At 66.8% G+C, this 22,812-nt stretch carries 19 protein-coding genes; 7 read left to right on the forward strand and 12 right to left on the reverse strand.

Annotation, left to right across the window (positions count from 1 at the left end; all coding sequences use genetic code 11):
• The first annotated feature begins 26 nt into the window (after positions 1-26).
• The 5 genes from J2751_RS10980 to J2751_RS11000 all read left to right on the forward strand — a co-directional run bounded on the left by J2751_RS10980 (position 27) and on the right by J2751_RS11000 (position 5,776).
• Complete coding sequence (locus tag J2751_RS10980) at positions 27-1,550, forward strand: D-aminoacyl-tRNA deacylase (RefSeq protein ID WP_209485990.1); 1,524 nt, start codon at positions 27-29, stop codon at positions 1,548-1,550.
• A 123-nt stretch (positions 1,551-1,673) separates the two neighbouring features.
• Positions 1,674-2,828: a cell division protein FtsZ gene (ftsZ, locus tag J2751_RS10985; protein ID WP_209485991.1), complete on the forward strand. Its 1,155-nt coding sequence runs from the start codon at positions 1,674-1,676 to the stop codon at positions 2,826-2,828.
• Positions 2,829-3,039: 211 nt separating this feature from the next.
• Entirely contained in the window at positions 3,040-3,303 is a 264-nt protein-coding gene (locus J2751_RS10990; RefSeq protein ID WP_209485992.1) for a hypothetical protein, read from the forward strand.
• 57 nt (positions 3,304-3,360) lie between these two features.
• Positions 3,361-5,121: a hypothetical protein gene (locus J2751_RS10995; protein ID WP_209485993.1), complete on the forward strand. Its 1,761-nt coding sequence runs from the start codon at positions 3,361-3,363 to the stop codon at positions 5,119-5,121.
• Positions 5,122-5,242: 121 nt separating this feature from the next.
• Positions 5,243-5,776, forward strand: a complete 534-nt coding sequence (locus tag J2751_RS11000; protein WP_209485994.1) for a hypothetical protein — start codon at positions 5,243-5,245, stop codon at positions 5,774-5,776.
• 15 nt (positions 5,777-5,791) lie between these two features.
• Here J2751_RS11000 and J2751_RS11005 read toward each other — a convergent pair whose 3' ends face one another.
• The 6 genes from J2751_RS11005 to J2751_RS15540 form a co-directional block, all read right to left on the reverse strand.
• On the reverse strand, positions 5,792-6,991 hold the full coding sequence (locus J2751_RS11005; RefSeq protein WP_209485996.1) for an Mrp/NBP35 family ATP-binding protein: 1,200 nt from the start codon (positions 6,989-6,991) through the stop codon (positions 5,792-5,794).
• Entirely contained in the window at positions 6,988-7,677 is a 690-nt protein-coding gene (locus tag J2751_RS11010; RefSeq protein WP_209485997.1) for a TorD/DmsD family molecular chaperone, read from the reverse strand. Before J2751_RS11010 ends, J2751_RS11005 begins: the two co-directional genes overlap by 4 nt.
• Before the next feature lie 94 nt (positions 7,678-7,771).
• Positions 7,772-10,480, reverse strand: a complete 2,709-nt coding sequence (locus J2751_RS11015) for a molybdopterin-dependent oxidoreductase (protein ID WP_209485999.1) — start codon at positions 10,478-10,480, stop codon at positions 7,772-7,774.
• A 4-nt stretch (positions 10,481-10,484) separates the two neighbouring features.
• The gene (locus J2751_RS11020) at positions 10,485-11,300 is read right to left on the reverse strand and encodes a 4Fe-4S dicluster domain-containing protein (protein WP_209486001.1); all 816 of its coding nucleotides are present in this window, start codon (positions 11,298-11,300) and stop codon (positions 10,485-10,487) included.
• The gene (gene nrfD / locus J2751_RS11025; protein ID WP_209486003.1) at positions 11,293-12,540 is read right to left on the reverse strand and encodes an NrfD/PsrC family molybdoenzyme membrane anchor subunit; all 1,248 of its coding nucleotides are present in this window, start codon (positions 12,538-12,540) and stop codon (positions 11,293-11,295) included. The genes J2751_RS11020 and nrfD overlap by 8 nt, the downstream gene beginning before the upstream one ends.
• Before the next feature lie 259 nt (positions 12,541-12,799).
• Entirely contained in the window at positions 12,800-14,026 is a 1,227-nt protein-coding gene (locus tag J2751_RS15540; RefSeq protein WP_245202737.1) for a halocyanin domain-containing protein, read from the reverse strand.
• 320 nt (positions 14,027-14,346) lie between these two features.
• On the opposite strand from J2751_RS15540, the gene J2751_RS11035 reads away from it, so the two are divergent.
• Positions 14,347-15,030, forward strand: a complete 684-nt coding sequence (locus J2751_RS11035) for a DUF6517 family protein (RefSeq protein ID WP_209486005.1) — start codon at positions 14,347-14,349, stop codon at positions 15,028-15,030.
• Here J2751_RS11035 and J2751_RS11040 read toward each other — a convergent pair.
• The 6 genes from J2751_RS11040 to tnpC form a co-directional block, all read right to left on the reverse strand.
• Positions 15,027-15,173, reverse strand: coding sequence for a hypothetical protein (locus J2751_RS11040; RefSeq protein WP_209486007.1), 147 nt, complete (start codon positions 15,171-15,173; stop codon positions 15,027-15,029). The two genes, J2751_RS11035 and J2751_RS11040, sit on opposite strands and share 4 nt — an antisense overlap.
• On the reverse strand, positions 15,151-16,473 hold the full coding sequence (gene glmM / locus J2751_RS11045) for a phosphoglucosamine mutase (protein WP_209486009.1): 1,323 nt from the start codon (positions 16,471-16,473) through the stop codon (positions 15,151-15,153). The genes J2751_RS11040 and glmM overlap by 23 nt, the downstream gene beginning before the upstream one ends.
• A gap of 174 nt (positions 16,474-16,647) precedes the next feature.
• Entirely contained in the window at positions 16,648-18,465 is a 1,818-nt protein-coding gene (gene glmS, locus J2751_RS11050; RefSeq protein WP_209486012.1) for a glutamine--fructose-6-phosphate transaminase (isomerizing), read from the reverse strand.
• Entirely contained in the window at positions 18,465-18,962 is a 498-nt protein-coding gene (locus tag J2751_RS15875) for an LbetaH domain-containing protein (RefSeq protein WP_209486015.1), read from the reverse strand. The genes glmS and J2751_RS15875 overlap by 1 nt, the downstream gene beginning before the upstream one ends.
• 115 nt (positions 18,963-19,077) lie before the next feature.
• Positions 19,078-19,647 carry a nucleotidyltransferase family protein gene (locus J2751_RS15880; RefSeq protein ID WP_209486017.1) on the reverse strand — a complete coding sequence of 190 codons (570 nt, stop codon included), beginning with the start codon at positions 19,645-19,647 and terminating at the stop codon, positions 19,078-19,080.
• A gap of 34 nt (positions 19,648-19,681) precedes the next feature.
• Positions 19,682-21,118 (reverse strand): IS66 family transposase, encoded by a 1,437-nt coding sequence (tnpC, locus tag J2751_RS11065; RefSeq protein ID WP_209486019.1) that lies wholly within the window; start codon positions 21,116-21,118, stop codon positions 19,682-19,684.
• A gap of 288 nt (positions 21,119-21,406) precedes the next feature.
• Here tnpC and glmU point away from each other — a divergent pair, with 288 nt between their 5' ends.
• The gene (glmU, locus tag J2751_RS11070; RefSeq protein WP_209486021.1) at positions 21,407-22,591 is read left to right on the forward strand and encodes a bifunctional sugar-1-phosphate nucleotidylyltransferase/acetyltransferase; all 1,185 of its coding nucleotides are present in this window, start codon (positions 21,407-21,409) and stop codon (positions 22,589-22,591) included.
• Positions 22,592-22,812: the final 221 nt, after the last annotated feature.

A 22,812-nucleotide genomic window follows, 5' to 3' on the forward strand; every position in this document is an offset into this window, starting at 1 on the left:
CGGTCGCCCGCTTCGGAACGGGAGGCGTGATAGGCATCGTCGTCAGTCGGGCCGACAGCGCCTCAGAACACATCGGCGAGCGACTCCTCGCGATCGGCGACTGGACGCGCCACGAGGACGCGACCCGCTCGGACGCCGACGGTGGCGGCACCTACTACCGCACCGACGGGTTCGAACTGCGGGAGTTCGACGACCTCCACATCGACCTGTCGAACCCGGCGGCCGCGTTCGGGGAGAGCGAGAACGGAGGTACCGCCGAGTTCCTCGTCTTCGTCTCCCGGCACTCCGGGGAGACGGGTCGGCTGCTGACCGCCCACGTCACCGGTAACTTCGGGCCGGCGGAGTACGGCGGAGAGCCGCGAACCCTCTCGCGGGCCGCGCCCGGCCCGGTGAGTCGCGTCGTTGACGCGCTGGCGACCCACGCGCCCGACGGGTACGACGTGGGGATCGAGTGCACCCACCACGGGCCGACCGACACGGCGGTTCCCTCGCTGTTCGTCGAGGTCGGCTCCGACGAGCCGCAGTGGTCGGACCCGGCGGCCGCGGGCGCGGTCGCGCGGGCCGTGCTCGACCTGCGGGGAACCGGGCCGAACCTCGTCGGCGGGGACGGCCGCCCGCGCCACGTCGTCGGCTTCGGTGGCGGCCATTACGCTCCGCGGTTCACCCGGATCGTTCGCGACTCCGAGTGGACGGTCGGGCACGTCGCGGCGGACTGGGGGCTCGGCGAGATGGGCGCGGCCGAGGCGAACCGGGACGTGATCGCGGCGGCCTTCGAGCGGAGCAACGCGGCCTACGCCGTCATCGACGGCGACCGCCCCGCGCTCGCCGAGACGGTCGAGGCGCTCGGCCACCGGGTCGTAAGCGAGACGTGGATCCGGGTCGTCGGCGACCGGCCGCTCGCGCTGGTCGAGACGCTCGAGGAGCGCGTCGCACCCGTCGCCGAGGGGCTCCGATTCGGGACCATCGTGCCCGACGGTTTCGAGGGGGGATCCGGTGACGACGGCCCTCGCGACGCCGTCGTCGTCCGGGATCTCCCGGCCGAACTCCTCGCGCGGGCACAGGGGATAAACGGCGCGGACGCGGACGGCGACGACAACGCAGTCGACGCGGACGGCGACGACAACGCAGTCGACGCGGACGGCGACGACAACGCAGACGACGCCGTCGGCGACGCGGCTCGGGCCGTGGTCGAGGCGAACGCGGTCGCGTTCGAGACCGAGCAGGCCGGCACTCGTGCGGTCGGTCGGGTCGCGTTCGCGGCCGCCGCCACCGCTCCGGGGTACGACGACCTCGTTGCCGACCTCGCTAGCGTGCTCGAGACCGCCTACGACGAGGTGACGATCGAGCGGACTCCCGGCGACGACCCGGACGCGGTGGTCGCCCGGGAGACCGCGTTCGACCCGGAGCGGGCGGCTATCCGGGGCGTCCCCGAGGGGCCGGCGTTCGGCACACTCGCGGACGGGGAGGCGGTCGAGATCAACGGGGAGACGGTCCGTCCGGCGGAGGTCTCACGCGAGACCGAAGAGCGGTTCCCGATCGATCCGGCCTGAGACGCCCGCGCCGCGAATCGACGGGCTCACCGCCCGATCCGTGCCCGACCGCAGAGACGCGTCCGACTCGCGTCAGACGATCGGGCAAAAATAAATACGTCCGGGTCGCAACTGGACCATATAATGGACTCTATCGTTGAGGACGCCATCGACGAGGCCGAGGACGCCCCGGACGACGGGACCGGGGAGCCCGGCGACCCCGCCGGGGACGGGCACGCGGGCGCGCCCCCACAGACCGGAACGATGACCGACGACGAGCTACAGGACGTTCTGCAGGACCTCCAGACGAACATCACCGTCGTCGGCTGTGGCGGCGCGGGCGGCAACACGGTCAACCGGATGACCGAGGAGGGGATCAAGGGCGCGAAGCTCGTCGCTGCCAACACGGACGTCCAGCACCTCGTCAACATCGAGGCGGACACGAAGATCCTGATGGGCCAACAGAAGACCCAGGGCCGCGGCGCGGGCTCGCTCCCGCAGGTCGGCGAGGAGGCGGCTATCGAGTCCCAAGAGGAGATCCAGGACGCCATTGACGGCTCCGACATGGTGTTCGTCACCGCAGGGCTCGGGGGCGGGACGGGGACCGGCTCCGCGCCGGTCGTCGCGAAGGCCGCTCGCGAGTCGGGCGCGCTCACCATCGCCATCGTCACCACTCCGTTCACCGCGGAAGGCGAGGTGCGCCGGACGAACGCCGAGGCCGGCCTGGAACGACTCCGTGACGTGAGCGATACCGTCATCGTCGTCCCCAACGACCGGCTGCTCGACGCAGTCGGCAAACTGCCCGTTCGGCAGGCGTTCAAGGTGTCCGACGAGGTGTTGATGCGCTCGGTGAAGGGGATCACGGAGCTGATCACCAAGCCCGGCCTCGTCAACCTTGACTTCGCCGACGTCCGCACCGTGATGGAGAAGGGTGGCGTCGCGATGATCGGGCTCGGCGAGTCCGACTCGGAGTCGAAGGCGCAGGACTCGGTGAAGAGCGCGCTCCGCTCGCCGTTGCTCGACGTCGACATCTCCGGCGCGAATTCCGCGTTGGTCAACGTCACCGGCGGACAGGACATGAGCATCGAGGAGGCGGAGGGCGTCGTCGAGGAGATCTACGACCGGATCGACCCCGATGCGCGGATCATCTGGGGGACCTCCGTCGACGAGGAGCTCGACGGCGAGATGCGCACGATGATCGTCGTCACCGGCGTCGAGTCCCCGCAGATCTACGGTCGGCAGGGCGACGACGCCGACGCGACCCCAGCCGAGATGGAAGACATCGACTACGTCGAGTGACCGGTCGGCGCTCGCCGACCGCCGTGTCGCCCCGTGCCCGAGAGCGTTTCCGGTCGCCTCCGGAATCGCTCCCGGTCGCCTTCGGAATCGCTCCCGGTCGCCTTCGGAATCGCTCCCGGTCGCCTTCGGAATCGCTCCCGGTCGCCTCCGGAATTGCTCCCGGTTGCCCCGTCTCCACTGAACCGCCTTCCCCTCCGCTCACCCTCCACGCATGCCATCGCTCCCGCTCACGGCCGACCCCGACGCAGTTCCCGATGTCGACGAGCCGGAGCCGAACGTCGACCGCGGACTCCCGGCGTTCGTCGGGGTGCCCGCGCTCGCGTTCGTTGCGACTGCCGCCGCTCTTCTCGTCGGGGGCATCCTGACCGGCGAGCCGGTCACGTGGGACGCCGCGCCCGGCCTCGCTCGAAACGGGCTGACCGCGGCCGGGATCGCCGGCGGCTTCCAGTGGCTGTTCGGCGGCGACGGGGCGTAGGCGCTCGGAGTCGCCGGGTACCGCGGGCTTATTAGGGCCGGGAGGCAACCGCCGACAATGGCGAACGGGAAGCCCTCCGGAAGCGACGACGACGAACGATACGGCGACCCCGGCGGGTCGCTCGTGACACACTTTCTTACACGTGGATCGGTCCTCGGCGTCGTGTTCGTGGTCGGGTACCTCACCCGACCGCTCTGGCACGGTCTCGTGTATAGCGTCCTCTACTCGCCCGGTGCGGCGGTGTTCGGCGGGGGGATGGCGATCGTCGTGGTCGTGCTCTGGCTCCTGCCGCCGAGCCTGCTCGGTGGGCGCGGTGACGGGTCGCGCGACCGCGGTCGAAGCCGGATCGAGGGGTTGAGCGACGCCGACAGCGCCGTCGACGTCCTGCTCGAACTGGACGGCTCGACCGGGCGGAAGCTCCGGCTGTTCGTCGGTGCGCTGGCCGTGCTCACCCTCCTCGCGTTCCTCGTCGGCGTGCCGGCCGGCGCGCTCGAACAGCGGACCATGGCCCAGTCGACGATGGCGGACGCCACGGAGCTCGACGACTTCCCGCAGGCGAACCCCGAGAACCCGCGGGTCGTCCCGCGACAGGTCGCCGACGTCACCACGCGGGGGTCGGTCTCGTACCGGCAACACCGGCTCGGGACCAGCGACATCGCGCGGACCGAGGACGGCTCGCTCGCGTGGTCGTACGCGATACAGCCGGACGGGTTCCGCAACCAGCTGATCGAGAACCAGCGCGGCGTGCTCGTCACGGACATGACGCGGATGGACGACCGTCAGATCCGGACCTACGAGGAGGATTTCACCTACGGTGAGGGGATGCTGTTCCACCGCTCCGCGGACTGGAACCTCAAAGCGACCGACTACTTCTCGAAGTACGACGACGACGCGGTCGAGTTCAGCCACGACGGGCGGCCGTACATGTACTACCCGAAGACGGGCCACGAGTGGCACCTGACGCCGTTGCCGCACACGACGCCGACGTGGGACGGCGGGGCGCTCGTCTCGCCCGACGGGACGATCGAACACCTCACTCCGGAGGAGGCGGCCAACCACGACGTGTTGGACGGCCAGCGGCTCTACCCCATGACGCTCACCCGTGCCGAGACGGGGTCGCTCGGCTACCGGAACGGGATCATCAACCAGCTGCCGGTGGTCGGCGCACACGAGGGGCAAGTCGAGACGGCGCGGCTCCCGTCCGACGCCGACAACGCCCAGCCGTTCGTCATCGACCTCGAGGGCGAGCGGATGTCGTACGTGACGGCGATGGAACCGTACGGGGAGGACACCCGCGGGCTCGACGAGGTGTGGTTCGCCGACGCGGAGACGGGCGCGTACACCTACTTCGGCACCGGCGACGACACGCTGACCGGGCCGGAGCGGGCGATGGGGATCGCCCGGTCCGCGGACTCGCGGACCAACTGGGGACAGAACTTCGTGATCACCGAGCCCGTCCCGGTCACGATCGACGGGGGCCTCTGGTGGCATCTCAAGGTCACGCCGACCGACTACACGGACGTGACGCGCAACGTGTTCGTCAACGCCGACACGGGCAACGCGGTCGAGATCCGTGACGACGAGGCGGTCCGGTCGTTCATCCGCGGCACGGTCACCGAGGACGATCTGGACCCGATAGACGAGGGCGACGACGAGACGGCGGGCGATGACGGCGAGCCGGCGGACGCGATCTACTACGTGCTCGTCACCGACGCGGATGGCGAGGTGATCGAACGGATCCCGGTCGAACCCGGACAGGAGACGGTCATCGTCGAACCCGACGACGACCGCGCGGCCAACGGGACGGTGACCGGGTAGCACGTCCCGGCCACCGGGTCCCGTCATCGTGAGTGGGCTCACATCGTCGGCCGGACACGGAGATCACGAGTCGTGGGACGGCGAAACACCATTACCCCGTCGCCGAGATCCGGATGACGTGATGACTGACGACTCGACCGAACACGTCCCGGACGCAGTCACGTCGTTGATCCGCGAGTCACGCCTCGTCTTCGGGGCCGTGCTCGTCGACGGGACCACGCGGATCGTCGAGCGTCTCGACCGCGGCGAGTTCGACGCGGACGAGGCGGAGATGGCGCTAGCTACGGCGTTCACGAGCGCGAACGCGGACCTCGTTCCCTTCGTCACCGACGAGGACCGCCCGGACGGCGGATCAACGGACGCGACGGAAGGTCCGGATCGGGAGTCCGACCGGATCACGACGGTTGCGGACGCTCTCATTGCGATCGCCGATGCTCACACCTACTATCTCCTCTGTAACACGGAGCCCGGCGCGTGGAAGCGGATCCGGAACGCGGCGGACGGCGGATTCGATTCCGATGCCGGAACCGACGGGTCGGCCGCCGATCGGTACCGCGTCGCCGACGACCTCGTCGACGAGGCGACCGAGCGCATCGGCGACCTCCCGGACTCCGTCACCGGAACGGAGATAGAGGTGATCGACTGGAGCGGGTGACGACCGGTCGCGGGGTCAGTGGCCGCCCGCGCCGCCTCCGCCGGTTCCGCCGCCTCCGCCGCCGCCGGCTCCATCGGATCCGCTCCCGGGCGCGTTCCGTCCGCCATCGGGCATTCCCTCGCCGTGAGCCGGATCGGCCGGGGGAACGAGCGGCGAGTCCGGATCGTCCGGGTCGAGTCGTCCCTTCTCGGCGCGGTTGACGGCACCGATCCTGTCGACGACCGCATCCCGGAGATCGAAGAAGCGATCGGCGGCGTCCGTCGCCCGGAGCGCCGTCACCGGCTCGTCGGCGTCGCCGCCCGACCGGATGTCCGGGTCCATCGGGACCTCGGCGAGCAGCGGCACGTCGTACTCCTCGGCGATCGCCGCGCCACCGCCGCTTCCGTACAACTCGTGTTCGTCGCCACAGCTCGGACACCGGAACGAACTCATGTTCTCGACGATCCCGAGCACCGGCGTCCCGCGGTCGAGGAACATCCGGATCCCCTTGCGAACGTCCTCCAAGGCGATGTCCTCCGGCGTCGTCACGACCACCGCGCCCGTCACTGGCACGTTCTGGAGAAGCGTGAGCTGCTCGTCGCCGGTCCCCGGCGGCAGGTCGACGAGGAGGTAGTCGAGTTCGCCCCACTCCGTCTCCTCGATGAGCTCCGAGAGCAGCTTGTCGATCATCGGGCCGCGCAACAGTGCGGGGTCCGTGTCGTCCTCCGAGAGGAACGCCATGCTCATCAGCTTCATCCCGTCGGCCTCCGGCGGGACGATCCTCCCGTCCTCGGTCAATCCCGGTCGGGCCTCGATCCCGATCATCCCGGGGACGTTCGGGCCGTAGACGTCGGCGTCGAGCAGGCCGACGCGCGCGCCGGCCTCCGCGAGCGCGGTCGCGAGGTTCGTCGCGACCGTCGTCTTCCCGACCCCGCCCTTCCCCGAGGCGATCGGGACGACGTTCCGAACGTCCGGAAGCGGGCTGTCCGAGTCCTCCCACGAGAGGCTCACGGTGATCTCCGGGTCGAGCCCGAGCGCCTCGACCTCCTCGCGGATACGGTCGCCCATCGCCTTCTCGTCGCCCGAGTACGGGGCGTTGAACGCGACGGCGACGGTCGCGACCCCGTCCTCGATACGGACGTCGTCTATCAGCCCGAGATCGGCGATATCACTGCCGAGGACGGGGTCCTCGACCGCACGGAGCCGTTCGCGGACCCGGTCGGCGTCAACGGTCATCGGTTCTCACCACCTTCGAGCACCGCCACCAAGTCGTCGTCGGTCGAATCGAGCCGTTCGAGCCGCTCCGCGAGCCGCCGTCCGTCCGCTTCAACGAACGACCGGGCCTCGTCCGCGAGCGCCGAGTAGAACGCCGTGTCGGCGTGTTCGCGCATGTTCTCGGCGAGCTCCGAGATCCACCGGCCGAGGTGCGCCGAGAGGAACTCGTACTGTCGTTCGAGACACCGCTCCGCGGCCTCGAACGCGCCCGCATCGAGCGCCTCGACCTCGGTGGCGACGAGCAGGTAGGTGAACTCCAACTCCGCCGCGACGTGGTCGGCCGGCTCGTCGAGGTCGATATCGACGCCGGCCTCGCGGTACTCCGTCCGCACCCGCTCGGTCGCCTCGGTCATCACCCGCGTCTCGTCGTCGACGTAGACCGACTCGTAGGGCGGGGCCAGCAGGTCGAACGGTCCGACGAACAGCCCAGCGTGGTCCAGTTTCAGCGAGTCCCGATCCGGGACGGCCTCGCGCAGCCGTCCGACCGCGATCGAGACGTCGGCGTCGGTCGTCGCCTCCAACCCGTCCATCCCCCCGGCGTCGGGCGGCTGGAACAGCGCCGCGAGGAGCCGGTACGTCTCCGCTCGCTGCCGCTCCGCGGCGATCCGGTCGTCGAGCGTGTCGGACATCGTGTGTGATAGTGTCATGAGTATCGGTCAGTTCTCGGGTACCGCGGTCGGGGGCACCGCCCCGGAAGTGGACCCGACGAGGAGCCGGATCCGAACGGAGCGGTTCGGCCAGTCATCGCGTCTCGATGTCGACCCGTACGTCGCCGTAGAACACCGAACTCCCGCTGAGCCGGTCGTACTCCGCGCCGATGACGACGTTGTTCGATCCACCGCGGGCCTCGTCGCCGAACTCGTCGGACGCGACCCGGCCGTACGCCCAGTGGCCCTGTCCCCACGTCTTCGCGACGGTTCCGGGGCGGACGCCCTCCCAGAGTTTCGCCGTCGACTCGATCTCGCCGACCGGCGACCGGATGCTGATCTCGTCGCCGTCCTCGATCCCCAGTCGGTCCGCGTCCCGGGGGTTGATCTTCGCGAGGTCCTTCCCCGGCTCATCGCCGGGATTGACGTCGTTGAACTCCTGTGCCCACGGGGTGTTCGCGGACCGGCCCTCACGGTTGAGGCGGTCCTTGTAATCGACGAAGTTGAACGGGTAGTCGTCCTCGTCACCCATGTCGTACGGCTCCTCGTAGTGCGGGACGAACGCGTCGGGCGCGTCGGGATCGTCGACGCGACCCTGATAGTTACACACGTCGAGGACCGTGTCGACGTCCGTGTCGTGGCGTTCCGCGTGGCCTTCGAGCGCGTTCCGCAGGGTCTCGCCGTCGAACTCGAAGACGCCGGTGTCGGTGTCGAACTCGCCACCCTCCGAGGGCCAGCGGTGTCTGTACTCCCACTCGTCGGTGTGCCAGATGCCGCGCTCGCGGAACTCGACCCAGTCGTCGAACTCCTCGCCGCCGGGCCAGTCGAACTCGTTCTCTCGGTAGTCGGGGTCCCAGATCGGCCGTGTTCGGAGCTTGAGCGCGTTCCGCGAGAACGCCTGTGCGCGCAGTTCACGGCTCTCGAAGTCGTCGCCGGGGATCTCCTCGCGGAGGCTCCGCCCCGATTCGGGATCCGGGTACTCGGTCTCGAAGAACGCCAGTAGGTTCTCGAAGCCCCTGTCGGCGAGCGCTTCGGCCAACAGGTACGGGATCTCCGTCTCGTCGGTCTTGACGTCCCACAGCCGGCCGTTCTCGAGCACGTCCTCCGGATCGTCGGGATCGTCGGCCATCACGGGCGTGTGGAGGTTGATCGTCCTGTAGCCCGCGCCGGTGGACCGGAGCTGGCCCCACCGTTCGAACTGGTGGTGGGTCGCCGGGAGGACGACGTCGGCGAACCACGCCGTCTCGCTGGCGTGGGTCTCGATCGTCGCGTGGAACGGGATCTCCGCGAGCGCCTCCTCCCAGCGCTGGCTCTCGGGGTTCGAGAACGCGAAGTTATTCCAGTACGAGATCAGGACCTCGATCTCGTTGGGGTCCTCGTCGAGGATCCCGTCGGCGGCGTTGTTGGTGACGACGCCGCCGCCGGACTCGCCGTCCTTGAGCGCCGGGAACTCCAGTCGACCGCGCTGGTCGATCTTCTCGTGGTCCAGTCCGGCCTCGGCGACCTCGTCGACGTACTCGTCGGGCGCGGGCAGATCCTCGACGCCGGTGCTCGGCGCGTAGAGCGTCCCGCCGCGGTTCCCGACCGACCCGACGAGCCCGTTGAGCGCGTGGATCGCCATCGCCGTGTAGCTGCCCCGAACCTGCATACAGGGACCGCCGCCGAGCCACGAGATCGCGTTCGGCCCCGCCTCCGCGAAGCCGGTCGCAACGCGTTCGATCTGCTCGGCCGGAACGCCCGCCTCGTCGGCGGCCCACTCCGGCTCCTTGTCGTACAGCTCCTCGTTCCACCACTCGATCACGCCCCGGCTGTTCTCGGACTCCTCGAACGTCTCCGGGTCGACCCGCTCGCCCGGCACGAACCGGTTCTCGCCGTCCTCGAACTCGCCGACGAACTCGCGGTTCCAGAGGCCGTCCCGGAGGATGACGTGCGCCATCGCCGAGGCGAGCGCCCCGTCGTGTCCCGGCTCGACCGGGAGCCACTCGTCGGACTTCGTCGCCGTCGAGGAGAGCCGCGGCTCGACGACCGCGACGGTCGCACGGTCGAGTAAGTCACCGAACTCGTTGGAGTAGTGGGACACCTGCCGGTTCGCCGAGATGGGGTCGGCTCCCCACGCGAGGACGTAGCGCGACTGCTGGACGTCGTACTGCCGGTAGCTCCACTCACCCTCGGTGTACATCGGGCCGAACTTCTCGGCTTCCGCACAGATCGCGCTGTGGGAGATGTTGTTCGGCGAGCCGATGATCTGCGGCAGGTAGCTGTAGAGGATCGGCCGGAGGTAGGTGTATCGCCCGCGCGTCACCATGAACGTCTCCGGCTCCCCGTTCTCACGGAGCTCCATGATCCGGTCGGCGATCTCGCCGATGGCCTCCTCCCACGAGATCGGCTCGAACTCGGGGTCGACGTCCCGACCCTTCTCGGGGTTGGTCCGGCGCATCGGCTGGGTGATCCGGTCGGGATCGTACAGCTGCTGGATCCCGAGGTCCTGTCGCGGGCAGTCGTTCGTCCCGTGGATCCGCGAGTCCTCGTGGCCCCGGGTCCGGAGCACGCGGTCGGTCTCGTCGTCGACGAGGACCTGTGCCGCACACCACGAGGTACAGCCCGCGCAGGTGCTCGGCCTCCAGTCGCCGGTGTGCTCGACCAGATCGGTCCGTCCGTCCTCCGCCTGCGCCAGCGGCGTGAGGCTGGTCAGGCTACTCCCAAGGCCGGCCGCGACCGCGCCGACCGCCCCCGCTTTCATCACGTCTCTGCGCCCGATCCAGAGGTCGGTGTCGTCGTCGTCCGTGGTATCGTGTTGGCTCATTGTTTCAGTCCCCCAGTCCGGGTTCGCCGGTTCCTCGCTCGTAGCTGCCGCCGTTGTAGTCGCGCACGTAGTTCACGCTCGGCTCCGTTCCCTCGTCCGCCTTCAGCACGTCCGGGTTGTACTTCGCGAGGACTTCGTTGACCGTGCTGTCGGGGTCGTTGCGGTCGCCGAAGATCCGCGCCTCACAGGGACACTCCTCGACGCATCGCGGGAGCTCGTCCCGCTCCAGCCGGTGAACACAGAAGTTACACTTCTCGACGATCCCCTTGTAGCGCGTCGGGTGTTCGGTCTCGCTGACCTCGCGGTTCGGGTTGTAGTACGCCGGTGCGTCGACGTCGTCGTCGACGCCGGCGCGGTCCTTGACCGCCCTGGCGGACGCCGTCCCGCTCTCGATGGTCGCCTCCTCGCTTTCCCACGTCGGGTGTGGGTCCTCCTCGTTGAGGTGGATCTCGTCGTAGGGGCAGTTGATCATACAGGACTTACAGCCGATGCACGTCTCGTGGTCGTGCATCGTGATGCCGCCCTTCCCCTTGTGGAGCGCGCTCGTCGGACAGCCCTCCGCACACGGCGCGTCATCACACTGGTTGCAAAGCGTCGGCGTGTACTCGTAGCTGACGTTCGGGAACTCGCCGTTCGTCTCGATGATCCGGCTGGAGTACGCCATTCCCTCCTGGAGGTTGTTCTCCTGTGCACAGCCGATGTTACAGGCCCCACAGCCGGTACATCGCTGAAGGTCGATGACCATGCTCAGGTCGACCCCCTCGCCGTCGAGGGTCGTCGTTTCGAGCTCGGCGTCGAGCGACTCGGATTCGCTACTCATCGGTCTCACCTCCGTCGGGTACGTGGGTCGTGTGACTCATCGTGTCCTCCTCGTGGTGGGGGAGTTCGTCGAGATCGAACAGGGCTCGGCCGGCGGTGTACAGTCCGGCGAACAGGGCGAACCCCATGACGACGATGGCGAGTTCCGCCGCGGAGGGGGCGTAACTCGCGATCGGGAACTGGTTCGAGGGGTCGTTCGTCAGCGCGACGACCTGTCCGCCGAGCACGAACTCGAGCCGGCTGACGAACATCCCGACGAGTACCAGCACCGACGCCGCGAGGACGCCGCCGACGGTCCGGGTTCTCGGGACGGCCATGAGCACCATCGGGACGAGCAGACCGACGCCCATGCCGATGCCGACGGCCCACAGCCCGGTACCCCCGAACAGCATCTGTTGGTGTGCCGTCGCGAGCGCCTCGTTGGTCGCGGTCAGCCCGTACGCGTGTCGGAGCCCCGTCACCAGGAACACCGCGGCCGTGGCGACGCCGAGGTACTTCCCGAGCGTTCGGGTGATCAACTCCTCGCTCACGACCGCTTCGGTCGCCGACGAGAGCTTCCGTTCGATGACGGTGACGGCGGTGATCAGGGCGACGCCCGACGCCACCGCGGTCACCAGCAGGAAGACCGACGCGAACAGCCCGCCGTAGTAGGGGCGTGCCTCGGCGGTTCCGAAGATCGCGCCCAACGTTGCTCCCGCGAGGATCGGCGCGATCAGCGCCACGACCGCCACCGTCCGCGAGAGCCTCCTCGGCGGGTCGTCGACGCGGTCGATGAGGACGAACTCCGCGACCAGCGCGCCGCCGTACACCGAGTACAGGACGATCATCCACCACATCGGCGCGGACGGGTTCGGCGAGAGCACCATCGCCGGGATCGCGCGGACGGGCTGGCCGAGTCCGGCCATGATCACCGCGCCGCCCGCCGCGAGCGTGATCAGCGACAGCAGGACACCACGCTTGACGAGCGGTTCATATCTCTCCATGCCGAAGACGCTCGACAGCGAGGTGATCCCGATGCAGATACCCGTGCTCAACAGCGCGAAGAACACGTACGTGGAGATGAGGATCCCCCACGGTACCTGGCCCGTGATCCCCAGTACGCTCGTCCCCTCGATGAGGGTGACCAGGACGCCGTACCCGCCGATCAGGAACCCGAGCCCGATAAACGCGAGCCACGCGTAGTACCGCTTCCCGCTCGATTTGAGGCTACTAACGACCGTTTCGCCCTCGGCGTGGCTCATCCCATCACCCCGGATCGGAACCGACCGTCTCCTCGTGAGACGGGCACGTCTCCGCGTCGTCTCCGCGGTCCGCCGATCGACCCGAACGCTTCGATAGTGGACATTGTACCCCTCCACGTCGACGTTTCCGGATCGAACATATAAACTCGGATCCGTGTTCCAACATCTGTGGAATCCCTCATACAAAGACCCGAATTATGGAGGGTTATTTATCCTGCTGGCGACCGGCGTGAGCACACCGGTCGGCTTTCTCGCGTCGTCAGTCGTCGACGACCTCGATTCGGCCCGTCATCCCGGCGGCCTGGTGGGGTCGGCACAGGTACTCGTCGGTGCCCGGGTCGGTGAAGCGGTGTTCGAAGACGTGGCCCGCCTCGCCGACCGGGTCGCCGGAGTCGAACTCGCCGTCGACGGCGGTGACCGTGTGTGCGCCACCCTCGCCGGTCCACTCCCAGCGGACGGTCGTTCCGGGATCGATCCGGAGGCCCGTCGGGGCGAACGCGAGGCCGTCATCGCCGGCACCGACGTCGACGACCGCGGTGGCTTGGCCGGTCGCGTCGCGGACCGATCCGGTCTCGTCGTCGTCTCGGTCGCTCTCGTCGTCCGGGTCGTCCGCGGCGGCCTCGGCCTCGTCGAGCCAGTCGGGCTCCGGGACGGTCACCGGTCGGTCGTACTCGCCGGCGGCGTCCTGGATGAACCGTGCGCCCGCCTCGCTCTCGAACTCCGCGTCGATGGCGACGACGACGCCCTCGGTGTCGACCGCCGCGGTACACCGCAGTGGGGTCAGGTCCTCCCCGATCGGGTCGTCGCCGTCGAAGCGGTCGGCCTCGACGAGATAGCGTTCCCTGTCGCCGTCCCACCGTGGCTCGTCGAAGACCAGTTCCTGGCCGAACTCGTGGTAGAACTCCAAGAGGCTCTCGACGAGCGTCCGCATCTCCGGGTAGGAGCCGGACCCGACCCCGTAGTCCGGCTCCCCATCGAGTTGGCGTCTCCAGGCGTACTCGTCGTCCCGGACGAACTCCTCGTTGTCCTCGAACAGCTCCTGATCCACGTCGGCGTCGATGTCGGCCTCGGGGTCGATACCGTCCAGCACGCCGTGGTCTCCGATCAGCGTTCGGAGTCGACCGACCTCCGCCTCCGGGTCGCCGCGGAGGCCGACCCCGAGATCGACGTCCTCGGCGTCGTCGTCCGGGCCGAGGAAGGTCGTCACGCCGCCGAGCGCGACCGGCGAGTCGGAGAGGGCGTCGAGCGTGGCGGTGAGCGCGGCGTCGGGATCGAAGCCGTCCGCCACCGTCGCGGGCGGGTCGTCGGGCTCCTCGCGGGGGTCGTCCGGGTCGTCGTCCTCGCGGGGGTCGTCGGCGGGCTCGTCCTCGCGGGGGTCGTCGGCGGGCTCGTCCTCGACGCAGCCGGCGAGGGCCGCGAGGACGCCGAGCGAGGCGGAGCCGCCGAGCAGTCGTCGTCGGGAAACACGGGGGTGATCGTTCGCCATATCGACACGTCCGGGTCGAACCAAATAATCCTACTGCCGGTCGCGTTCGTCGCTTGCGGCGAGGATCGGTCGTCGCCGACCTCGATTTCGGTGCACGTCTCGCCGCCCACGTGGGGCTCACGGACGGACTCGTCGACGCCGGGGTCGAGGAACCAGCGTCGGGGACGTGGTCCGCGTCGCCGACAGGGCTGCCGGAGTCGACCTCGCCGCCAGGCGGCGACGGGAGCCGTCGGGTCGGGGTCCCGGTGCGTTTCGGGGGGTTCTCACGCGCGATAGCCCGCCCGGTACGCTTACCATCGCTCGGGGCCGTAGCCGTCGGTATGTATCGGAGACGACTCCTCGCTGGGATCGCGGCGTCGGGGGCAGTCGGGCTGGCCGGGTGTCTCGGGGGCGAGGACGGCCATCGGTTCGACGCGGAGCCGGCGAGCGTGCCGGCCGCGTCGCTGTCGGCGGCCGGGTACGAGGGCGAGGAGCCGGAGTCGTTCAGCATCGACGAGGAGGTCGACGTGCCGGTCGTGGGCGGTCGGGTGTCGGTGACGACGTGGATCGCGGGCTACGAGAACGCCTCGCGGGGGGCGTCGCTGTTCGTCGCGAGCACGCCGAACGCGACGGTCGCCGGCCGGTCGGTGAACCCCCTCGTGCGGGCGGACGACGTGGAGCTGCTCCGGCGACTGCTGGACCGGGGCGACGACGGGGTCGACGGCGACGACGTGGACGAGTTGGCGGAGCGGGAGTCGCGGACCGTGGCGATCCTCGGGCAGGAGACGACCGTGACGACGTTCGAGGCGCAGGTCGACCTCGACGTCGACGGGGACGTGTCGGTCGAGGGAACGGATGGGAGCGACGGAGAGGGCGACGAGATCGGCGAGGGGGCGGTGCCCGCGTTCGTTCACGTCGCGACGGTGGAGCACCGTGACGACGTCGTCCTGCTCGTGGGGACGCATCCGAAGTCGGTCGACGAGGCGGAGACGCTGGCGTCGTTGATGGCCGACGTGGAGCACTAGATCGTCGTCGACGCCGGATCGGCTGCCGTCCGTGGACGGTCTCCGTGGTTGACCCCGCCCCCGTCCGGGTCGTCAGCATCGGTAGCGTCCGCGTTACCGTCGTCGTCCTCGGCTGGCTCGTCATTGTGACTCCGTTGCCTCACGAACAAGCGCCGACAGCGAGTCAAACAACTCCGCACAGGCGGCTTCAGTAGTTCCTTCGGCAGTGATCCGCACTAGCGGCTGGGTTCCGCTCGCGCGGACGAGCCCCCACGCGTCTTCAACATCGACACGATACCCATCGAGTGTCGTCACGTCGTCGTAGCGGGTCTGTAGTTGCGAGCCAACCTCCGCAACGACTGCTGCTTTCTGTCCGGTCTCGATGCTCTCACGACGGATCGGGAACGATGGGATCGTTGCGGTCAACTCCGACAGCGACTCTTCCCCGAGCCGAGACGCGAGTACGCAGGCCGCAAACGGGCCGTCGGGACACAACGTCTCCGTCGGCCAGATCCACGCACCGCTTGGCTCACCACCAAAGGCAACCTGTGGGTCGGTCGCAACCTCGGCAACGAACACGTCACCGACGCGAGTGTGCCGGACGCTGCCGCCGGCCGCCTCAACAACCTCTGCGACTGAGAGGCTCGTGTCGACGGGCACTGCGACGGCCCGGCCATCGGACACTGCCCACCGCGAGAAGAGCGCCAGGAGCGTATCCCCGGAGACGAAGGCACCGGTTTCATCGACTGCGAGCAGCCGATCGGCGTCGCCGTCGTGGGCAACCCCCAGATCGGCGTCAGTTGCGGCAACCACAGATCGCAGGCTCTCGCAGTTTGCTTTGGTCGGTTCGCTGGGACGAGCGGGGAATGAGCCGTCCGGATCGGCGTTCAGCGTCTCGACCTGACAGCCGAGATGTCGCAACGCGGCCGCGGTCACACCGCCGGAACCGTTGCCGACATCGATGATTACGGCCGGCGGGTCGGAGGGCTGCTCAACCGCATCAGCGATGGCCTGTGCGTGTCTCTCGGTTGCTCCATCCCAGCGTCGCCGCCGCCCGATCTCGTCGTGGCGTGGTGTCGGGAACGACGCCTCGCGAACAAGCCCCGCGATCCGCTCGCGCGCTGTTTCGTCGTAAGCCTGTCCCGACGGCGTCCAGAGTTTGATCCCGTTGTCGGGCGCCGGGTTGTGCGAAGCGGTGATCGAAACACCCACATCGGCCTCCTGCCACCCCACGCTACGCGCGACCGTCGGGGTCGCCGCAAGCCCCACGTCGATTACGTCACCGCCTGCTGCGGTGACCCCTGCTGCGAGGGCGTCTGCTAGTGGCCGACCGCTGTCGCGCGGATCCCTTCCGAGAACGACTTCCTCGGCGCCGTCTGCGACTAGCGCTTTCCCGACCGACCCCGCAAGCTCCGTCGTCACGTCCGTGCCGAATCGTCCGCGGATGCCGCTCGTTCCGAACATACTGGAGCAACGGTCAACCGAGTGAAAAAGCGTGCCGGAGAGTGCCCACGAAATCACCCCCTCGCCGAATCAATCAATAAATACCAGTTCCGGACACCAGCGTTGACCCCCTCTCACGCTTCGACTGTGGGCTCTCTCCTGCGTTCTCTGTAGCGCAGTGCTGCCCCCGCCAACTTACTCGACAGTAACGCTCTTTGCGAGATTACGCGGCTTGTCGATCGATCGGCTAAGGAAGTCCGCAACGTGGTAGGAGACCAACTGTAGTTGGACATTCGCGAGCACCGGCGCGAGCCGTGGATGCGTTTCGGGGATTTCGAGTACGTCGTTGGCGTACTCCTCGGCACCGGCACGGCCATCGGTGACGGCAATGACGGGCGCATCCCGGGCGTCAACCTCTTTCATATTTCCGATGGTCTTGATAGCCCGCTCGTCGTCGCCAGTCACGACCGCAAACACCGGCGTCGAGGACTCGACGAGGGCAAGCGGCCCGTGTTTGAGTTCGCCCGCCGCGAACCCTTCTGCGTGTTTGTACGTGATCTCTTTCATTTTCAGCGCGCCTTCGAGCGCAACGGATCGGTTGTCACCGCGCCCGATGAAGAAGTACGCTGAGGAGTCGACGTACGTTTCGGCGAGCGCCTTGGCGTCCGAGTCATCGAGGATCGTCTGAATCTGATCGGGCAGGTCACGCAGCGCCGCGACCAGCTTACGATCGGGTGTATCGGCAGCGACCGACATGCCAAGCAGCGTGAGCGCGACCTGCTGGCTCGCAAAAGTTTTCGTCGCGGCAACGCCGATTTCGGGGCCAGACCGGATGTAGAGTACGTCGTCACACTCTCTGGCCGCGGTGCTCCCGACAGTGTTTGTCACCGCAAGCGTCGTCGCGCCGGCCCGGCGAGCACTCCGGAGGGCGCTCAGTGTGTCGGCAGTCTCCCCGCTCTGGGTGACGCCGATGACGACAGTCGAGTTGTCGACGGGGATCGATCTGGCGTCGTACTCGCTTGCTAGGAACACCTGTGCGCTGACGCCGTACTCCCGAAACAGCCGGGCGCCATAGAGGGCGGCGTGGTAGCTGGTGCCACAGGCGACGAAGTGGACCCGGCCGCTGACATCCACGTCGGGGAACTCCTCGTCGATCACGGTACCGGACCGCTCATCAACCCGGCCTCGGAGGCAGTTCCGGAGTGCGCGGGGCTGTTCGTGAATCTCCTTGAGCATGTAGTGGTCGTACCCGCTCTTGCCGGCGTCTTCGGGGTCCCAGTCGACGGTCCGAATCGATTTATCGATCGGTGTTCCCGTGCTGTCTGTCACCGTAACGCCATTGGGGTTGAGTCTCGCGAACTCGCCGTCGTCCAGATAGGTCACCTGGTCGGTGTGCTCGATGAAGGCTGGCACGTCACTGGCAAGGAACGCAGCACCGTCGTCGTGGCCAAGGACCAGCGGGGAGTCCTGTCTGGTGGCGTAGATTGTGTGGTCGCCGGCGAACACCGCGGCAATGGCGTAACTGCCCTCCAGTTGATCGACGGCATACTGGAACGCCTCAGGTCGATCGAGTCCCTTGTTGAGGCCTTCCTCGATGAGGTGTGGGACAACCTCGGTGTCCGTGTCGCTCTCGAACTCGTGGCCCTTCGCGGTGAGCTCACTCCGGAGATTGTCGTAGTTCTCGATGATCCCGTTGTGAACCACCGCAACCCGATCTGTGTCGCCAGTGTGTGGGTGTGCGTTCCGATCTGCGGGTGGGCCGTGGGTACTCCAGCGTGTATGGCCGATCCCGGTGGGTGCCGAGGAGTTGATGTCCGCGAGCGATTCTCGGAGGCTGTCGACCTCGCCTTCCGTCTTGACTACCTCGACCGATCCGTTTGCCAGCGCGACGCCGGCGGAGTCATAGCCCCGGTACTCGAGGTTCGAGAGCCCGTCAACCAGCACGTCGAGGGTCTCCGACTCACCCGGCATGTTGTAGTCCGGATCGCCGACGTAGCCGATGATCCCGCACATTATCGAGTCACCTCCGCTCCTGCAGCGATCGTTCCATGGACTGTTGTACCCGGATGGAGCGTTGCCCCCGATCCAACGAGCGTTCCTGGCGTGAACGTCACACCGCCGGTCGCGGCAGCCCGGTCAGCAAGCAACGCTCCAAGGGGTTTGTTTTCGAACACCCGCGAGCCAACCTGTACGTCTCCCGGACCGCCCAAAACGACGCTGCCAGGGCCGATTAAGACGCCCTGGCCGGTGACACAGTCGATCACCGTCGCGTTCGCACCGACACGGGTATCATCGTCGACAACGCTGTTCTCGACCACTGCGCCCGGCCCAATAGAGACGTTCTCGCCGATCGACGCGTACGGCCCGATCGACGCGTTCGGACCAACCTCTACATCCGGGCCGATCGCAACTGGCTCAGTGATCGAGGCCTCCGCATCGATCCGTGCTGTGTCGTGGACCGCGTGCCCACTTCGAGCGATCGTCCCGCCGGTGAATAGCTCTCGAGACACTGACAGCACGTCCCAAGGATACGTCGCATCCGCCCACAGCGCATCTGTAACAACCCCACGGACGAGTTTATCGTCGTCGACACAGCGCTGAATCGCCGACAACAGCGAGCGCTCCTCACGAACCGGATCGACCCCCTCCGATCGTCTCGACGATCTTCGGATCGAACGCGTACACACCGGCGTTAAGCAGGTGAGTCCGATCGGTTGCCGCAGCGTCGACCAGATCGACAACCTGACCATTCTCGACAACGACACCGCCGTACAGATCCACCGCCTCGCTGTCGACGAGCGCGAGCGTCCCGATCGCCTCGCTGTCGTGCGTTTCAATAACCTGCTCGACTAATCGGTTGTCGACGACCTGATCGCCGTTGGCGACCACCACGTCCTCGTTGAGCACATCTGCCGCTTGCAACAGGGCGTGGCCGCTTCCAAGCTGTTTTTCCTGATGATGGTAGGTGACTGGTCGGCCGCGGTAGGTCGGGCCGACGTGTGCTTGGACCCGTTCGCTTCGATACCCCACTACGATATGTAGCTGCTTGATGCCGGCTTCGACCAGCGCATCGAGGACGTACTCCAGAATTGGCCGGTTACCGACGGGTAACATCGGTTTTGGCCGGTTGTGTGTCAGCGGCTGTAGGCGGGTTCCTTCCCCAGCCGCCAACACGATCGCTCGAGAGATAGCCATACAATAAGCAACTTGTTCGACTGATAGTACGTGTTTACCCCGAGGACGCAACAGCGGGCACAGCCTGAGCTCGTGAAATCATCTCGTTGTTTCGAGCGATCCGCTTGAACTCTTCGTAGGGATTACGTCCCTGCTGGCGGCAGGTCGCCAGCAGGGACAGCAGCGTCTCATGCACGAACATACCGCGGTCGTTCCGGAGCGTTCCAATGATCTTCCGGAGAACCACCGGCTCACGAAGCGCGTTTTCAGCGGCGTTGTTCGTCGGAGAGACCGCTGGCTCACCGATGAAGGTGAGCCAGTGGTCGAGGCCTCCTTCGACCTTCCCGAGCAGTGTTGCCACTGGTCCGTCGGGCACTGACCGCTCTATCAGCGACTCAAGCTCTCTCCGCGCCACATACTGGAGTTCTGCTCGCTCACGAACTGTCAAGTCGCTCTCCAGTCGAATCTGGAGAGCGACGTACAGCTGTTTGAGAGCACGGTGGATCGGTTCGCCTTCCGGTTGCTTCTCAGCGGCGTCTTCAGCCTCCCGTAGAATATGCGCCCAGCACCGCTGGAGGTTGCTGCTGAAGGCCGGATACGCCGTCCAGCCATCACAGACGACCGTTCCCGCGAAGTCCTCGCCGAGGACTTCTGCGGGAACATCGCTTCCTCGACTCTCCCTGACCGCGTACAGCGTGTGTTCCTCGGTGGTGAACGTCCAGATCCACGCCTGTTCGCCGTCACGTTTGATTCCAGTCTCGTCAACGTGGACAACGTCGGCTTGCTGGATCTGGTGGCGGATCTGCTCGTACTCACAGCGACCGGCGCGCGCAGCGCGCTCGGTCGCGTGCCATGCAGACGCGCCAGACAACTCCAGTCCGTGGAGCTGTTCGAAGCGGTCGCCGATCTTCCGGTATGGAAGACGGTGGTCGTACCGAGAGAGCGCTGCCTGTGCGATGACGTTCACCCCGAACTGCCCCTCATCGGGGCAGTCGGGGTGTGAGGCGACGGTCTCAGCTCCACAGGAGTGACACTCGTAGTGGTGCCGGTTGTACTGAGTGACTTCCGGTGGCTGTGGGTCAGGGAGTTCCTCGACGAGTCGGGGGCTGACGCCCGCCGACTCGTCGAACGCCTCACCACAGTCTGGACAGCAGTCACAGGTGACCTCGATTTCTTGATCTGGATCGGGGGCGTCGCGCCATTCCGGGTCGTGTCCGGACTTTCGGCCGGGCGTGCCACCGTCAGTACGGGGCTGTTCGTCGTCCTCGTCCCCGTCGGACGAGGACGACTTCTCTTGCTCCGACTGGTCCTTGCTCGGCGGTGTATGTGGTCCTTCGTACCATCGGATCTTGGCTCTGAGGCGCTTGTTCTCTTTACGGAGTTGCTGATTTTCTTGCCTCAGTTCTTCGTTCTCCTGCTCAAGTTCATCAACGCGGTTTTCGAGGGCAGTGATCCGCTCAAGCAGTTGCTTCACTTTCTCATCAGTAACCATCAGAACCCCCCTCGGCTAGTGCAGAAGACACGGGACGGTCTCCCTGCCGGAGACCGTCCCTCGGGGAATACCCTGTCGTCTGCATTGCTCTACTACGAGGTCAGGGGCAACTTACGAGAGAGTGGCGAAATCGTTCTGGGGGTAAACACGTACGACTGATATAATGATTGTGTCAAACCGACTCCAACCCATCAAATTGTTCTGAACAATCATGTGATATAGCAAAGAATACCCCGATGGCTCACCCCAGCAACAGCCCATTAGTACCCGGGGAGCGTGGGGGAAACCATGCAAACTGTCGTTCTCGCTGCAGGCCAGGGGACCCGAATGCGACCGCTCACCGACCGACGCCCGAAGCCGATGCTCCCCGTTGCGGGCCGTCCGCTCGTCGAACACACACTGTCGACGGCCGTCGACGCTGGCGCAACACGACTTGTCGTCGTGGTTGGCTACAAGGCCGATGCGGTCCGCGAACGCATCGGCGATACTGTCGATGGCGTTCCGGTCGAGTACACCGTCCAGGACGAACAGCGCGGCACTGCCGACGCCGTCCTTCAGGCCAGCGACCACCTTGATCACGAGCCCTTCGTCGTCCTCAACGGTGATGCCCTCTACGACGACGAGAGCCTTGACGACCTGTACGACGCCGGCCCGGCAGTTGCGAGCTACCGAGTCGACGATCCCACACAGTATGGTGTCCTCGCCGTCGAGAATGACCGTGTCACCGGGATCGTCGAAAAGCCCGCCGATCCGCCGTCGGATCTCATCAACGCTGGCGCGTACTTGTTCCCTGCGGCTGCGCTCGATGAACTAGATGTCTCCGAGAGCAGCCGAGGGGAACACGAACTCACCGATGTCTTGGAGCGGACCATCGAGAGTCACGCTGTCACACCGATCCCCGTCAATCGGTGGCTCGATGTTGGTCGCCCCTGGGAACTGCTTAAAGCCAACGAGTGGAAACTTACAGAGATCGAGCCAGCCATCAACGGGACGGTCAGCGACGACGCGACCATCTCCGGCCCCGTCCGTGTCGAAGCAGGCGCAACCGTTAACGACGGCGTCACGATCGAAGGTCCCGCACTCGTTCGATCTGGCGCGACGGTCGGACCAAACGCCTATATCCGAGGCGCCACACTCGTCGGCCCCGACGCGAGTGTCGGTCACGCCGTCGAGATCAAAAATTCCGTTCTCATGCGCGATACAGCCGTGAACCACCTCTCGTATGTCGGTGATAGCGTGCTCGGGCGGTCGGTCAACTTCGGCGCCGGCACCATCGTTGCCAACCTCCGGCACGACGACAAGGCTGTTCGCCTGACCGTCAAAGGCGACCGGGTCTCGACCGGCCGCCGGAAGTTCGGTGTCGTGGTCGGCGACGGCGCGAAAACCGGCATCGACACCAGTCTTAATGCCGGTGTGACTCTCTCGACTGATGCCCGGACCGGCGTCGGCGAATCGGTGACAAAAGATCGATAGCGGTCAACTGGAAACCTTGGTACCCTTATCAGCGTTTGAGGAGAATGCCTCGTAGTTTACCAGAATTGAGGCGAGAATGCCCCTTCCTCAAGGAGCGACCACCGGGAGCGAGTAGGGAGGGGATGCATCGCCGCACGCAGTACAAACCATTAACTGAACATATACCGAATCAGCAGACAGCGATGGAATACAGTCACCGCTACCACGCGTATCCGACACAA

The organism is Halorubrum alkaliphilum (assembly GCF_017873815.1).
Taxonomy (GTDB): domain Archaea; phylum Halobacteriota; class Halobacteria; order Halobacteriales; family Haloferacaceae; genus Halorubrum; species Halorubrum alkaliphilum.